The following is a 13,907-nucleotide window of genomic DNA, read 5'->3' on the forward strand; positions in this document are numbered from 1 at the left end:
TTTATTTACATTTTTTGAGGTCGGCTTCGGCTTGTTTCAGGTCGTATAAACCTATTTGGTTGCCAAACGAGTTTTGCACATAGGTAATTACCTGCGCCGTTTCAATAGGTGAAAGGCCGCTTGCCGGCATGTGCCCATTGTAAGTGCTGTTATGAATTATAATATCACCTTTCAGTCCGTTTTGCAAGTAACAGACCAACTGCGAATGGTTGTTTCTTAAAAACTCGGCATCATTAAGCGGCGGTATAAGTGCCGCCAGTCCCTGGCCCTCGTTGCCGTGGCAGTTTTGGCAACGGGTTTGGTAAACCAGCTGCCCGGCCGAAAAGTAGCGTTTAAATTCAATTTCCTGCTCATTCTGGCAGGCGTATAAAGCGCATAGGCCTGTAAGGAGTAGCGCAATTACAACAAAGTATCTCATTATTGTACGATGCTTTGCTCTGGATCGGCCTGCAGGGTTTTAATATCGGTAATGAGTTTGCTCACCTCTTTTTCGTCGGTACCATTATAAGTACCCCGTATGCGCTTTTGCTTATCAATCAAAACAAAATAGCCTGAGTGCACATAGCCGCCTTCTGCACCCTTATCTTCTTTTACAGCCACCAGATAGCTTTCGGCAAGTTTGTAGGTTTCCTCTTTTTTGCCTTGCAGCAACCACCATGTATCTCCGGCTATGCCCAGTTTATCGGCATAGGTTTTTAATACCGCAACGCTGTCATGTGAAGGGTCAATACTGTAAGAAAGGATTTTTACATTGCCACCGTTTTTAAACTCATTGTACACGTTAAGCATGTTGCGGTGCATAATAGGGCAAATAGAAGGACAGCTGGTGAAAAAGAAATCGGCTACGTAAATGCTGCCATCTAATGATTTGTTAGTGATGGTTTTACCGTACTGGTTTACATACTCAAACTTAGGTATGGTTTGGTAAACCGTATCAGTAACCGTTTTGCCGTTTAAGGTTTTGGTAACAGCCTCTCGGTTGCCATAAATAGGTAAGCGTTTCTGATCGTTTTTGTTAAATGAGCAGGCGCTCCACAATAGCATTGCTGCAAACGCAGGTATAATGATTCTCATTTTTTTAGAGTTGAGATATAGGTATTGGACTGATTAACTGCTTGATTCACCTGGCTGTCAACCGTGGTTAATTTCTTTTTCTGGTTGTTAAGATAACGCATTACTTCATCGTGCGGCTTACCTGAATTATCGACGGTAAACTGGTGCATCCAGTCTTCCATGGCCTTATCTGCATTGCTTAAATTGTTTACAATAACCGTGGCCGAATCCTTATTGGTTACCCGGTTGGTTTTGATAAGGCTATCCAGCTGCATTTTGTTTTTAACAGCCTGCTCATCCTTAGCCATTACCTCGTCGTGTAGTTTAATAACCTGATTCAGCAGGTCTTTTTCCTGTTTCTTGTTATCCGAGCAGGCGCTAAAGGCCATGCCAGTAATTGCCAAAGCGATAATTTTATTTTTCATAAAGAGTGTTCGCGTATGTAAAGAATATAATCTGTGGCAGGCAGTTTTTCTATGCCTATCTGTTTCATATAAATGCCGGCCTGTGCACGATGGTGTGTGCCGTGGTTAATTACATGGGTGATGATATCAACCAGTTTATTGTGGAATGATTGCCCGGAAGTATTAGTGTAACTGATTATTTGCTGCCAGCTCTCATCGGTTTGTTCGTTCACGAACGTTATGCAGGCTTCATAGTTTTCTTCAATCGTAGCGCGTATCTCTTCGGCCGACCAGTTAGGCCATACCGGCCCGCCGGGAGCTTGGACTTGTTTGCAGCGCTTGAGCCATATTTGCTGGGCACCCAGCATGTGTGATAATAATTGAAGTGGTTTTTCGGGATGATTTGCAGCAACAATCGTTTCTAAAATTTGCAGATTTGCAAAACGATCATAATCGAACAACCTGATGAAATAATCATTCATGCTGCAAAGGTATTGAACTAATTGATAACACGTGAAAAGTAAACAAGCCGATTTTTTATTATATATTATAAAGTGTTTGATAGGTACAGTGATAGGCTTCTTTCTGTATCGTTTGCAACCAACATTAGGTAGCTGGAGTTTAATTTCCATCATCCTGGTGCTGGCTCCCGATCGTAAGGATGCGATGGGGCTGGCTGTTAATCGTATAAAAGCCAATCTGGTAGGATCGGTAGTAGGATTAACATTATTTTACATTCACCCCATAAATTTATTTATGATTTGCCTGGGTATAGCATTGGCTATCGCTATTTGCGAGCTGCTTAAAATACAGGTAGCCGCTCGTACTGCCGCTGTGTCGGTGATTATCATTACCATGCACGAGCCCGGTAAGTATTTATGGGATATAGCTTTAGAACGAGCCGGCGGTGTAGTGAGCGGATGTGTAATTGGCGTAATTATTACTTATGTATTTCATTTACTGGTTGTAAAGTCCAAAAAAACAATACATCGTTCAAGGTTTTAGGTAAACAACACGTTACACTTTATTTATGCCACTTTTTGGCTTTATCATGGTATAAGTATTACCTTTAACCCTCAACATATGCGCTTGGCCTTGGATCAGGGCCACTAACGCAATCATACAAATACAGCATGTTTACCCAAACTCAAGTTGATAGGTTTCAACAACTGGAAACCCCATTTTATTTTTATGATTTAAACCTGCTGCAGCAAACGCTTAACGAGTGTTATGAGGCGGCTGTACAGTATAATTACCATGTTCATTATGCGCTGAAGGCCAATTTTAACACTAAGGTGCTGGAGGCCATGCAAAAGGTTGGCTTTGGTGCCGATTGTGTGAGCGGCAACGAAGTGAAAGCTGCTATTGCACATGGTTTCGCCAATAGCAAAGTTGTTTTTGCCGGTGTAGGCAAATCGGACAAGGAAATCAATGCTGCGCTTGATGCGGACATCTTTTGTTTCAACTGCGAGTCGGTACAGGAGCTGCAGGTTATTAACGAATTGGCTGTCGCAAAAGGTAAAACGGCGCGTGTAGCCATTCGTATCAACCCCAATGTGGATGCGCATACGCATCACTACATCACTACTGGACTGGAAGAAAATAAGTTTGGTATCAATACCTGGCAGTTAGAAGATGTGCTCGAAACTTTAAAGGGCAGCAACAACTTGGAGTTCATAGGCGTACACTTCCATGTAGGTTCCCAAATTTTAAACATGGATGTATTTAAAAACCTGTGCTTGCGTGTAAACGAATTGCAGGATTGGTTTGAAGAGCATGGATTTGCCATCAAAGTGCTGAATGTTGGCGGCGGTTTGGGGGTTGATTATTATCACCCGGATACGAACGCGGTTTGCGACTTCAAAACTTATTTCAAAATATTCAGAGACTTTCTGAAAGTTAAACAAGGGCAGGAGGTGCATTTTGAACTGGGCCGGGCGCTTGTGGCGCAGTGTGCTACATTAGTATCGCGCGTGTTGTATGTGAAAAATGGGCAAAAAAAGAACTTCCTGATACTGGATGCAGGTATGACCGAGTTGATACGGCCTATGCTATACCAAGCTTATCATCACATACAAAACCTGAGTAAAGGCGAACAGCTAACCGCAACGTACGATGTGGTTGGGCCGATATGTGAAAGCACCGACTGTTTCAGAACAGATGTGCAACTGCCCGAATCGCAGCGGGGCGATTTAATTGCCATCCGCACAGCTGGTGCGTACGGTGAGGTAATGGCATCCGGCTATAATCTGCGTGATAGGGTACAAAGCGTTTACGCTGAGTAACTTAAATATCATTAAGGCTTAATACTGGGCTAATACAGAGGTACTACTTTAGCGGTAAACGCTGTTAAGTATGAAAACGCTGATGAATTTAGCCCAGTTCTTAAATAACATCCGGGAATGGATCATGTTAAGAAGCATAAAATCGTCTTTTATACACTAGGCACGATTTTAACATACTATTCTCGCTATATCCGATTTTAGTCTAAACAATTTCGGCCGGATATAGGTCTGCTTACATATGAATAATAACAGCGGTAACTCTGCTTTTAATAAGCATCTTTTTGGCGATAATTTTTCCTGGGGCGTATCTGCCGCTGCTTTTCAAACCGAAGGGGCCTGGGCCGATGATGGCAAAGGCGAATCAGTTTGGGATACTTTTACCCAAAAAAAGGGCAAAGTGCATAACAACCAGCATGCACGTGTAGCCTGCGATTTTTACAACCGCTATCAGGAAGATATAGAGCTTGTTAAAAGCCTCGGTATACCCAACTTTCGTTTCTCCATAGCCTGGACCCGTATTATTCCTGATGGTAACGGGCAAATTAACCAGGCAGGTATCGATTTTTATAATCGCGTAATCAATTATTGTTTACAGCAAGGCGTTGAACCCTGGGTTACCGTTTACCATTGGGATTTGCCTCAGGCGCTCGAATTGCATGGTGGGTGGACCAACCGTAACATCATCGAGTGGTTTACGCGTTTTGTTGAAATATGCGCCAAAAACTTCGGCGACCGTGTTAAGCACTGGATGGTAATGAACGAGCCATCTGTATTTACCGGAGCTGGGTACTTTTTGGGTTTGCATGCTCCGGGCAGGCGTGGATTGAATAATTTTTTGCCTGCTGTGCACCACGTTAGTTTGAGTATAGCTGCCGGTGCTAAAGTATTGCGTAAGTTGCTGCCTAATGCTGTTATCGGAACCACTTATTCTTGCTCCCACATTGAACCTGTAAGTAATAAGCCCAGTGATATGGGCGCTGCCAAGCGTGCCGATGCGTTAATTAACCGCCTGTTTATTGAGCCGGTTTTAGGTTTAGGCTACCCAATGGCCGATCTGCCCGTTTTGCGTAAGCTGGAACGGTACTTTTATCCGGGAGATGAAGACAAGCTGGCTTTCGACTTTGACTTTATTGGTCTGCAAAACTATACCCGTGAAATTGTTGCCTACTCGTTCTTTACACCTTACATCAGCGCCAAGCTCATTGAGGCTAAAAAGCGTAAGGTGCCGCTCACGGAAATGGGGTGGGAGGTTTACCCACAGTCCATGTATCATATTTTGAAAAAGTATGGAGCTTATCCGCAGATCAAGAATTTGATGATTACCGAAAACGGAGCTGCCTTTAAAGATGAAGTAGTAAATGGCCATGTGCACGATGAAAAACGCATAGCCTACCTGCAAGCTAATTTAGAGCAAGTGCTGAAGGCAAAGCAGGAGGGCGTGAATGTGAACGGTTACTTCGTGTGGACCCTTACCGATAACTTTGAATGGGCCGAAGGTTACCGGCCACGTTTCGGGTTAATCCGAATTGATTTTGAAACCCAGCAGCGTATTGTTAAGCAGTCGGGCCATTGGTATAAAGATTTCTTATCGTAAGATTGTAAGGTTACCAGGCTTAATTCTTTACAAATGTTGTGTTAAACTGGCTTATCATTAGCTTTGCGGCATAAACAAATACCTGCTATGCCACAGCTGATACAAGTAAGTTTAATAGGCGCTGATTTTTTTGCACGACATGGCTATTACCCCGAAGAACAGATTTTAGGAAATCGCTTTCTGGTTGACATAGATGCACAGTTTGCGCCATTCGCCAATTTAGGCGATGACCAAATAAATAACACCCTCAATTATGAGCAGCTAAACCTCATTGCCGAAGAGGAGATGAAACATCCCCGGCAATTGCTGGAAACGGTTGCTCAAAATATAGCCGACCAAATTATGCAGCAATTTCCTTATGTGTTACACCTTAAGGTAAGTGTTAAAAAAGTAAATCCACCGCTAAAAGGAATGGTTGCTGCTACCGCCGTTACGATCCTGATCAATCAGGATAATAAAAGTTAATTAGTATTGGTAATTAGCCCCGGTTCATCATACTCAATCATGCGCTGGCGCTCGCGTTCAGGAATCGGAATGGATTTGTTAGCTTTATAGTCATAACTTATGCATACCGATTTACCTGTGGTGCATATCTCTTCGCCTTCGGGCGTAATTTTAACCACCACATAAATTACATCAAAGCTGCTGTTGCCTATGCGCGATGTGCGCAGGTAGCAAGCTATCTGATCGTCTATGGTAATTGGTTTCAGATAATTCACTTCCGAACGGCCTAATATTACGCCGGTACGCTCATAGTCCCATTCCACAATTTCGCGCCAATACTTTAAGCGGGCAATTTCAAAAAAGGTTAAATAGATGGTGTTGCTTACGTTACCATAAGCGTCTATATCTGAAAAACGGATAGGAACTACCGTTTTGAACTTGTAATTGGATAAATCTTCAGTCATTTTATGACGTTTTGTCTTGTGAAAAAATATTTTTACGACACAATGTCTGTAAAAGCCTCAAAATAACCGTTGGTACAACAGTTGTATAACTAACAACGAAAATATAAAAAGAAACTTTTTAGGAGGATATAAAAATGACATTAGTAAAATTTAATAACGGCCAAAGAAATCAGGTAGTAGCTCCACGCTTTAACGATGTATTTGATTCAATCTTTAACGATTCTTTCATCAAAAACACACCTCAGTTAACTAAAGTACCAGCTGTAAACATTGCAGAAACTGAAAACAGCTTCTCAATTGAACTTGCAGTACCTGGTATGAAAAAAGAAGACTTCAAAATCAGCCTGGATAAAAACGTGTTGAGCGTTGCCGCTGATGTGAAGAAAGACGAAACTGCTGAAACTAAAAAATACAACAAAAAAGAATTCAGCTACGCTTCATTCACCCGTTCTTTCACCTTACCTGAAATCGTAGATCAGGCCAATATTGAAGCTGCCTACGTTGATGGCATCCTGACCCTGACCTTGGCTAAAAAAGAAGAAGCCAAAGTGCAAACCCGCGAAATCGCAGTTAAATAAGATAAAGATTTGTCTTCATAATAGGTTGTTGGTTTAGTTTGATTAAGGCCGTTCCGTAACCGGAGCGGCCTTTTTTTTGCTATACCGGGCAGCCCGTTAGTTTCTCATGTTGATGTACTGTAGCGGTTGGCCAAAATCCTCACCGCGGCACAGGCTTATTACGGCTTGCAGATCGTCAAGCTTTTTGCCTTGTACACGTACCTGATCATCCATAATGGATGCCTGTACTTTCAGGCCGCTGTCTTTAATCTTTTTTACGATCTTTTTGGCTACCTCTTTATCAACGCCTTCTTTAATGCTGATTTCCTTGCGTATCATGTTGCCCGAGGCGTAATGCTCATCGCCAAAGTCAAGCGCTTTGGGGTCAAGTTGTTGCTTCAGCATGCGGCTGATGATCGAATCCTGAATGGCTTTCAGGCGCATATCATTCTCGGTTACAATAGTAATCTGGTTGGTTTTCTTATCCAGTTCAACCGCACTTTTTGAGTCGTTAAAATCGTAGCGGTTTAAAATTTCTTTTTTGGCGTTATTGATGGCATTATCTAATGTCTGGCCGTCAATCTTACTAACAATATCAAAAGATGGCATAGGTAAGTGTATTTAAAAATTAAGTGTCCCGTGCAAAGGTATACGTTGCTGCACACAATTAGTAAAACACACCTAAAATATTTAAGTTAATATTATATTAACACGAAAATAGGCAGTTTTGCCACTATCATCGCCTTGTACTGAAATTATATATATGACCCCGAAAAAGATACCGTTAATTAACAGAGAGATAAGCTGGTTATACTTCAACGATCGTGTGTTGCAGGAAGCGGCCGACCCGACCGTGCCGTTAATTGACCGTATTAAGTTTTTGGCCATATATTCATCTAACCTTGATGAGTTTTACCGGGTAAGGGTGGCTACCTTGAACCGTTTGGCTAACTTAAATGATAAAGCCAAGGCGGTTTTAGGTTACAATCCTAAAAAAGTGCTGGCGCAAATTAAGCAGCTGGTGGTTAAGCTGGATAAGAAGTTTAACAACCTGTATGAAAATATTATTGTTAAGCAATTAGCTGAAAATAAGATATTCATTTTGAATGAGCGGCAATTGAACGTAAGCCGTGGTACTTTCGTAAAACAATACTTTCGCGAAAAGGTGTTATCTACACTGGTGCCGGTAATGCTTGATCAGCAGGGGCCATTCCCTGAGCTGCGCGACAGGGCCATTTATTTTTTTGTAAAGCTGACTAAAGGTCGCAGAAACCGCTTTGCTTTAATTGAATTGCCGCGTACTGTGTCTCGGTTTTTGGTTCTGCCCGAAACTAATCAGTTAAAGTTTATCATTCTGCTTGATGATATTATTCGTTACAGCCTTGAAGATATCTTCTTTATTTTTGAACATGACAGCATTGAGGCTTACTCGTTCCAGCTAACCCGCGATGCGGAGTTGGATCTGGATAGAGGAGTGAGCGAGAAGTTTATAGATGCCGTAGCCAAAAGTTTACAAAAGCGCAAAAAGGGTAAACCTATGCGTTTATTGTATGATGCCGATATGCCAGCCGATATGGTAAATTACTTGACTACCAAAATTGGCATAGGCACAGAGAGCCTGATACCCGGCAGCCGATACCAAAACTTCAAGGATTTTATTGGTTTCCCTAACGTAGGCGGACCGGAGCTGGAGTACCCACGTTCACCAAGCTTAAAGGTAGAGGGACTGTCGTTCGGTAAAAGCCTGATCAGCCTGATTGCCACCAAAGATTATCTGGTAAGCACCCCTTACCAGTCTTTCGATTACATTCTTCATTTTTTGCGTGAGGCGGCTATAGACCCAAGGGTACAGGAAATCAGCATAGCCATTTATCGCTTGGCCGAAAATTCGAGGGTGATGCATGCCTTAATCAACGCCGCCAAAAACGGTAAAAAAGTAAATTGCCTGATTGAATTGCGTGCCCGCTTTGATGAGCAAAACAATATACAATGGAGCCGTAAGCTGGAAGAGGAAGGCATTAACGTGCTATATGGTATCCCGGGGTATAAGGTGCATGCCAAAATATGCTTGGTAACCCGCATGGAAAAAGGCAAGCCGGCTTACTATGCCTGTTTATCAACCGGTAACTATAACGAAAAAACGGCGCAGATTTATGCCGATCATACACTGCTTACCGCCAATAAAAAAATTACCGGCGACTTGGTGGAGGTGTTTAGATCGCTTCATAAAAACACGCTGCCTAAAGGGCTCAAACATCTCATTATCTCGCCGGTTGACTCGCGTCCGGCTATTTACAAAATGATTGATAACGAGATCAGAAACGCTAAAGCAGGCAAGTCGGCCTACATGATTTTGAAGATGAATAGCCTGGCCGATGAGAGCCTGATTGCTAAATTATACGAAGCGAGCAATGCCGGTGTTAAAATTCAACTGATTATACGCGGGATGTGCTGCCTGATTCCGGGACTGAAAGATTACAGCAAAAACATCAAGGTAATTAGTATCGTTGATAAATACCTGGAACATGCCCGTGTGCAAATATTTTGTAACGGCGGCAAAGAATTGATTTATTTAACTTCGGCTGATTTTATGACCCGTAATATCGATAACAGAGTAGAGGCCGGTTTTCCGATTTATGATGAAGAATTAAAACAGCAGATACGTGATATAGTTAATATACAATTACAGGATAACACAAAAGCCCGAGTAATTAACAATACCAACAGCAATAAATACCATAGAACTAAAACCGGTGTAGCGCACCGGGCACAAATAGAGATATACGATTACCTGAAACAATTTAAAACATAATTACATTGAGATACGGCGCAATTGATACAGGCTCGAATGCAGTAAGGCTGCTGATAGCCGACATAATTGAAAACGATGGTTCGGTTACCTTCAAGAAAAATACATTGATACGCGTACCGCTGCGTTTGGGCGATGATGCGTTTCTAAACCAGCATATATCCGATAAAAAAGGGGATGATATGGTGAAAACCATGCAGGCCTTCAAAAATTTGATGGATGTATACAAGGTGACCGACTATATGGCCTGTGCTACCTCGGCCATGCGCGAGGCAGATAACGGACAGGAAATTGTAGCCCGTATAAAAAAGGAAGCCAACCTTGATCTAGAAATTATTCACGGCGAGCGCGAAGCCAGCATTATATATGCCAGCCACGTAGGTATTGAACTGGATGAAGATAAAAACTACCTGTATATTGATGTAGGTGGCGGTAGTACTGAGTTGTCCATATTTTCGGAAGGGGAGCTTGTTGCATCTCAATCATTCAATATCGGTACCATTCGTATTTTGGATAACCAGGACAAGGATGAAACCTGGAAAGAAATGAACGAGTTTGTACGCAAGCACACCAAAAGTTTTAAAACACTGTATGGCGTGGGTACCGGCGGTAATATCAACAAGCTTTTCAAAATGTCGGAAGAGAAGAACGGCGAGCCGTTGAGCTACAATAAGCTGAAATCATTGTACAATTACCTGGGCTCATATTCGCTTAAAGATCGCATTAATGTATTGAAACTGAACCAGGACCGGGCCGATGTGATTATACCTGCCTGCGAAATTTATACTACGGTAATGAAGTGGGCAAACATCAAACAAATCTATGTTCCGAGCGTGGGTATGGTGGATGGAATCATACAAACACTCATCGAGAAAAATTTGTTGAAATAAAATTTAAAATTATTTTAATAATTAAAATATCTTTTCTACATTTGTAATGCCCTCTCAAAGGGCATGTTTTTCATAGGTAGATGTAGGGTCGAGTACGAGTTATTCGACCCTTTTTTGTGCCCGTAACTTTTTTAGCTTTGCGTTGTTAAATCGCAAACGTTATGAAAAAGAAAATTGTAGTTGCCATTACCGGGGCCAGTGGCGCCATTTATGCCCGCCTGTTATTATCGCAGCTGCAAAAGCTCCATAGCCAAATAGCCGAAGTTGGGATTGTTATGTCAAAAAACGCTATGCAGGTTTGGGAGTATGAGCTAGGAAACCAGGATTATCAGGATTTTCCGTTCGCTTACTATGATAAGCATGATTTTAATGCGCCCTTTGCATCCGGTTCTGCACGTTACGATACCATGGTAGTTATTCCCTGTTCAATGGGAACGCTTGGTCGTATTGCCGGTGGCGTATCTGACGATTTAGTAACCCGTGCTGCCGATGTGATTTTAAAAGAGCGGCGCAAACTGATTTTGGTAGCTCGCGATACGCCGTTGAACCTGATACACATCCGCAACATGCAAACGGTTACCGAAGCCGGTGGCATTATATGTCCGGCTGTACCATCGTTCTATAGCTTGCCACAAACCATTGAAGATGTAGCCATGACCGTAGTTAGCCGCGTTGTTGACTTGATAGGGTTAGAGCATGAAAGCTACCGCTGGAATGAAGATTAGCACAATTAAGCACATCATATAAAGCGAAAGCCCACCTGCACAGGTGGGCTTTCGCTTTACGGGTTTATTTAATAGGCTTTAAAATTCGATTCCACCTGATCTTATCTAAAAAAGTACCGCTTGAATCTGTACTCATAAAAGTAATCATCGCTTTACCTACAATATGATCTTCGGGTACATAGCCCCAAAAGCGGGAATCGAGCGAGTTGTGACGGTTGTCGCCCATCATCCAGTAATAATTCATTTTAAAGGTGTAGGTGTTGGCTTTCTTGCCGTTAATATAAACATCACTACCTTCTGTTTTGAGCTGATTGTGTTCATATAACTCAATAGCTCTGCGATATAAGGTAAGTGTCGAATCGTTAAGCGTAATTGTCATCCCTGTTTTGGGCATTACCAATGGCCCATAGTTATCCAGATTCCATTTAAATTTTTCCTGATGCGGAAAAATGCTGGCATCGTATACGCCGGCCGGCTCCACCACAGGTGTAACACTTTTGATATTGGAATAGCTCTTAAATGTTGCAAGCTTATCATTGGGGATAATCATCTCAAAAGTATGGTCGTCTGGCTGCTGCAAAACCTCAATCTGTAAATCTTTCAGTACTTGTGGGTTTATTCCATTACCATCGGTTATTACCTTGTAGGATGTTTGTGCTTTGGGTGCAGTAGCGGCTGCTTCGCGATTGATGTAAACCTGGCCATTAATTATTTCTAATAAATCGCCGGGTGCGGCTTGGCAGCGCTTAATCAAAGCAGTGCGCATGTCTACAGGGCGGTTGTAGGCGGGGTCAGCTTCTTCGGGTTTGTTAAACACTACAATATCGCCTTTCTTGAGCTCAGACACGCCGGGGAGCCGAAAGTAGGGGAGCTTGATGCCGTCCCAGTATGTTTTAACACTTCCCTCTGCAATTGTTGGCTCCATAAACGGAACCTGTATCGGCGTAAAAGGCATACGTGCGCCATAACTGATTTTGCTTACAAATAGATAATCGCCGGTTAATAAAGTGCCTTCCATTGACCCTGACGGTATGGCGTAGGCAGAAAATAACAAACCTTTAACAAGCGTGGATACCACCAGGGCAAATAACAAGGCATCAAACCATTCTCTCGCAGTTGATTTTTTTGCCTTTGGCGTAGCTTCGTTATTTGGTGATAGCTCTCTCTTTAATTTCCAGTTCATGATACAAAGATTGGTTATGAGTTTGATTATGAATAGAGTAGAATGTTACAATTTAATTAGAAATAATTTAAAGCCATAAAATCATGCTAATATCATATCCAGAGCAGAAGTTGTTAGTTGCCCTGCCAATACAGTAAAATTTTTATCTTTGCAGATTGATAATGAACAAGAAAGTCGCTTTTTACACACTGGGTTGCAAACTGAATTATTCAGAAACCTCGGCTATTGGCCGCATGTTTACCAATGCCGGATATCAAACGGTTGAGTTTACCGATAATCCTGATGTATATGTTATTAACACCTGCTCGGTAACCGAAAATGCTGATAAGAAATGTAAAAAGATTGTTAAAGAAGCGCTTAAAATATCACCTAACGCCTATGTAACCATTGTGGGTTGCTATGCGCAATTAAAGCCGCAGGAAATTGCCGAAATACCTGGGGTTGATATGGTGCTGGGCGCAGCTGAGAAATTCCAGCTGGTTGATTTTATTACCGATTTAACCAAGCAGCCGAAAACGCTGGTTTATAACCAGCCCGTATCCGAAGCAAATCAGTTTGTGTCTTCCTATTCGTTTGGCGATCGTACCCGCACTTTTCTGAAAGTGCAGGACGGCTGCGATTATTCTTGCTCTTTCTGTACCATTCCGTTGGCGCGTGGTGCCAGCCGTAGCGATACCATTGAAAGCGCTGTGGCACAAGCCCGCGAAATTGCCGCGTCCGGTGTAAAAGAGATAGTGCTCACTGGTGTAAACCTGGGCGATTTCGGCATTCGCAACGGGCAGCGAGAGGATCGCTTTTTTGATTTGGTTAAGGCGTTGGATGAGGTAGAAGGTATTGACCGGTTCCGCATTTCATCTATTGAACCTAACCTGCTTACTGATGATATCATTGAATTTGTAGCCACATCCAAACGCTTTGTGCCGCATTTCCACATCCCGCTGCAGTCTGGCTGCAACAAAATCTTATCTTTAATGCGTCGTCGCTACCGCCGGGAACTATATGCCGACAGGGTGGCAAAAATTAAGCAGCTTATGCCTGATTGTTGCATAGGTGTGGATGTGATAGTAGGCTTTCCAGGCGAAACCCGCGAAGATTTTATCGATACTTACAATTTCCTGAACGATCTGGATATTTCCTACCTGCACGTATTCACCTACTCGGAGCGTGAAAACACCCCTGCGGCCGAAATGGCCGGTTCGGTACCCGGCTCAACGCGTGCCGACAGGAGCAAGATGCTACACATCTTATCTGACAAAAAGCGTCGTGCTTTTTATGAATCGCAGATAGGTAAAACGGATGAAGTTTTGTTTGAAGGCGACAACAAAGAAGGCTTTATGCACGGCTTTACACGCAATTACGTAAAGGTGAAAGCCAAGTTTGACCCGGTGTTGGTGAATGAGCTGAAAGCAGTTAAGCTAACTGCCATAGGTGCCGATGGCGATGTTGAAATTACCGAAGGCGAAGAGATATTAGTACATTAATATTATATTCGCTTCAAA

Annotated in this window: 16 protein-coding genes; 9 read left to right on the top strand and 7 right to left on the bottom strand. The window is 42.6% G+C overall.

Annotated elements, in window-relative coordinates:
• Window position 1 precedes the first annotated feature (1 nt).
• From KHS38_RS12430 to KHS38_RS12445, 4 genes are read right to left on the bottom strand one after another with little or no spacing between them, the layout of a single operon-like run.
• The gene (locus tag KHS38_RS12430; protein WP_213488866.1) at window positions 2–418 is read right to left on the bottom strand and encodes a c-type cytochrome; all 417 of its coding nucleotides are present in this window, start codon (window positions 416–418) and stop codon (window positions 2–4) included.
• Complete coding sequence (locus KHS38_RS12435) at window positions 418–1,074, bottom strand: SCO family protein (protein ID WP_213488867.1); 657 nt, start codon at window positions 1,072–1,074, stop codon at window positions 418–420. The genes KHS38_RS12430 and KHS38_RS12435 overlap by 1 nt, the downstream gene beginning before the upstream one ends.
• Complete coding sequence (locus KHS38_RS12440; protein WP_213488868.1) at window positions 1,071–1,478, bottom strand: hypothetical protein; 408 nt, start codon at window positions 1,476–1,478, stop codon at window positions 1,071–1,073. The genes KHS38_RS12435 and KHS38_RS12440 overlap by 4 nt, the downstream gene beginning before the upstream one ends.
• Complete coding sequence (locus KHS38_RS12445; protein ID WP_213488869.1) at window positions 1,475–1,939, bottom strand: DinB family protein; 465 nt, start codon at window positions 1,937–1,939, stop codon at window positions 1,475–1,477. The genes KHS38_RS12440 and KHS38_RS12445 overlap by 4 nt, the downstream gene beginning before the upstream one ends.
• A gap of 31 nt (window positions 1,940–1,970) precedes the next feature.
• Between KHS38_RS12445 and KHS38_RS12450 the strand changes: the two genes are divergently transcribed.
• The 4 genes from KHS38_RS12450 to folB all read left to right on the top strand — a co-directional run bounded on the left by KHS38_RS12450 (window position 1,971) and on the right by folB (window position 5,801).
• The gene (locus KHS38_RS12450; protein WP_213488870.1) at window positions 1,971–2,462 is read left to right on the top strand and encodes an FUSC family protein; all 492 of its coding nucleotides are present in this window, start codon (window positions 1,971–1,973) and stop codon (window positions 2,460–2,462) included.
• 128 nt (window positions 2,463–2,590) lie between these two features.
• On the top strand, window positions 2,591–3,742 hold the full coding sequence (gene lysA / locus KHS38_RS12455; RefSeq protein WP_213488871.1) for a diaminopimelate decarboxylase: 1,152 nt from the start codon (window positions 2,591–2,593) through the stop codon (window positions 3,740–3,742).
• Between the two features lie 238 nt (window positions 3,743–3,980).
• Window positions 3,981–5,336, top strand: a complete 1,356-nt coding sequence (locus tag KHS38_RS12460) for a GH1 family beta-glucosidase (protein WP_213488872.1) — start codon at window positions 3,981–3,983, stop codon at window positions 5,334–5,336.
• An 87-nt stretch (window positions 5,337–5,423) separates the two neighbouring features.
• Entirely contained in the window at window positions 5,424–5,801 is a 378-nt protein-coding gene (gene folB, locus KHS38_RS12465; RefSeq protein ID WP_249665384.1) for a dihydroneopterin aldolase, read from the top strand.
• Here folB and KHS38_RS12470 read toward each other — a convergent pair.
• Window positions 5,798–6,244 carry an acyl-CoA thioesterase gene (locus tag KHS38_RS12470; protein ID WP_213488873.1) on the bottom strand — a complete coding sequence of 149 codons (447 nt, stop codon included), beginning with the start codon at window positions 6,242–6,244 and terminating at the stop codon, window positions 5,798–5,800. The two genes, folB and KHS38_RS12470, sit on opposite strands and share 4 nt — an antisense overlap.
• Window positions 6,245–6,378: 134 nt before the next feature.
• On the opposite strand from KHS38_RS12470, the gene KHS38_RS12475 reads away from it, so the two are divergent.
• The gene (locus KHS38_RS12475) at window positions 6,379–6,822 is read left to right on the top strand and encodes an Hsp20/alpha crystallin family protein (protein ID WP_213488874.1); all 444 of its coding nucleotides are present in this window, start codon (window positions 6,379–6,381) and stop codon (window positions 6,820–6,822) included.
• 96 nt (window positions 6,823–6,918) lie between these two features.
• Here KHS38_RS12475 and KHS38_RS12480 read toward each other — a convergent pair whose 3' ends face one another.
• A complete protein-coding gene (locus tag KHS38_RS12480; RefSeq protein WP_213488875.1) occupies window positions 6,919–7,410 on the bottom strand; it encodes a YajQ family cyclic di-GMP-binding protein in 492 nt (163 codons plus the stop codon).
• 154 nt (window positions 7,411–7,564) lie between these two features.
• On the opposite strand from KHS38_RS12480, the gene ppk1 reads away from it, so the two are divergent.
• The 3 genes from ppk1 (at window position 7,565) to KHS38_RS12495 (ending at window position 11,225) form a co-directional block, all read left to right on the top strand.
• Complete coding sequence (gene ppk1, locus KHS38_RS12485; RefSeq protein WP_213488876.1) at window positions 7,565–9,613, top strand: polyphosphate kinase 1; 2,049 nt, start codon at window positions 7,565–7,567, stop codon at window positions 9,611–9,613.
• Between the two features lie 5 nt (window positions 9,614–9,618).
• The gene (locus tag KHS38_RS12490) at window positions 9,619–10,500 is read left to right on the top strand and encodes a Ppx/GppA phosphatase family protein (protein ID WP_213488877.1); all 882 of its coding nucleotides are present in this window, start codon (window positions 9,619–9,621) and stop codon (window positions 10,498–10,500) included.
• Between the two features lie 161 nt (window positions 10,501–10,661).
• Window positions 10,662–11,225, top strand: coding sequence for a UbiX family flavin prenyltransferase (locus tag KHS38_RS12495; RefSeq protein ID WP_213488878.1), 564 nt, complete (start codon window positions 10,662–10,664; stop codon window positions 11,223–11,225).
• 64 nt (window positions 11,226–11,289) lie between these two features.
• Here KHS38_RS12495 and lepB read toward each other — a convergent pair whose 3' ends face one another.
• Window positions 11,290–12,408 carry a signal peptidase I gene (gene lepB / locus KHS38_RS12500; RefSeq protein WP_213488879.1) on the bottom strand — a complete coding sequence of 373 codons (1,119 nt, stop codon included), beginning with the start codon at window positions 12,406–12,408 and terminating at the stop codon, window positions 11,290–11,292.
• A 161-nt stretch (window positions 12,409–12,569) separates the two neighbouring features.
• Between lepB and mtaB the strand changes: the two genes are divergently transcribed.
• A complete protein-coding gene (gene mtaB, locus KHS38_RS12505; protein WP_213488880.1) occupies window positions 12,570–13,889 on the top strand; it encodes a tRNA (N(6)-L-threonylcarbamoyladenosine(37)-C(2))-methylthiotransferase MtaB in 1,320 nt (439 codons plus the stop codon).
• Window positions 13,890–13,907 lie beyond the last annotated feature (18 nt).

Source organism: Mucilaginibacter sp. Bleaf8 (genome assembly GCF_018390515.1).
Classification (GTDB): Bacteria; Bacteroidota; Bacteroidia; order Sphingobacteriales; family Sphingobacteriaceae; genus Mucilaginibacter.

Excerpts from the sequence above, each read along its gene's own strand:
- KHS38_RS12430 (WP_213488866.1), bottom strand. The coding sequence starts at position 418 with ATGAGATACTTTGTTGTAATTGCGCTACTCCTTACAGGCCTATGCGCT.
- KHS38_RS12435 (WP_213488867.1), bottom strand. The coding sequence starts at position 1,074 with ATGAGAATCATTATACCTGCGTTTGCAGCAATGCTATTGTGGAGCGCC.
- KHS38_RS12440 (WP_213488868.1), bottom strand. The coding sequence starts at position 1,478 with ATGAAAAATAAAATTATCGCTTTGGCAATTACTGGCATGGCCTTTAGC.
- KHS38_RS12445 (WP_213488869.1), bottom strand. The coding sequence starts at position 1,939 with ATGAATGATTATTTCATCAGGTTGTTCGATTATGATCGTTTTGCAAAT.
- lysA (WP_213488871.1), top strand. The coding sequence starts at position 2,591 with ATGTTTACCCAAACTCAAGTTGATAGGTTTCAACAACTGGAAACCCCA.
- KHS38_RS12460 (WP_213488872.1), top strand. The coding sequence starts at position 3,981 with ATGAATAATAACAGCGGTAACTCTGCTTTTAATAAGCATCTTTTTGGC.
- folB (WP_249665384.1), top strand. The coding sequence starts at position 5,424 with ATGCCACAGCTGATACAAGTAAGTTTAATAGGCGCTGATTTTTTTGCA.
- KHS38_RS12470 (WP_213488873.1), bottom strand. The coding sequence starts at position 6,244 with ATGACTGAAGATTTATCCAATTACAAGTTCAAAACGGTAGTTCCTATC.
- KHS38_RS12475 (WP_213488874.1), top strand. The coding sequence starts at position 6,379 with ATGACATTAGTAAAATTTAATAACGGCCAAAGAAATCAGGTAGTAGCT.
- KHS38_RS12480 (WP_213488875.1), bottom strand. The coding sequence starts at position 7,410 with ATGCCATCTTTTGATATTGTTAGTAAGATTGACGGCCAGACATTAGAT.
- ppk1 (WP_213488876.1), top strand. The coding sequence starts at position 7,565 with ATGACCCCGAAAAAGATACCGTTAATTAACAGAGAGATAAGCTGGTTA.
- KHS38_RS12495 (WP_213488878.1), top strand. The coding sequence starts at position 10,662 with ATGAAAAAGAAAATTGTAGTTGCCATTACCGGGGCCAGTGGCGCCATT.
- lepB (WP_213488879.1), bottom strand. The coding sequence starts at position 12,408 with ATGAACTGGAAATTAAAGAGAGAGCTATCACCAAATAACGAAGCTACG.
- mtaB (WP_213488880.1), top strand. The coding sequence starts at position 12,570 with ATGAACAAGAAAGTCGCTTTTTACACACTGGGTTGCAAACTGAATTAT.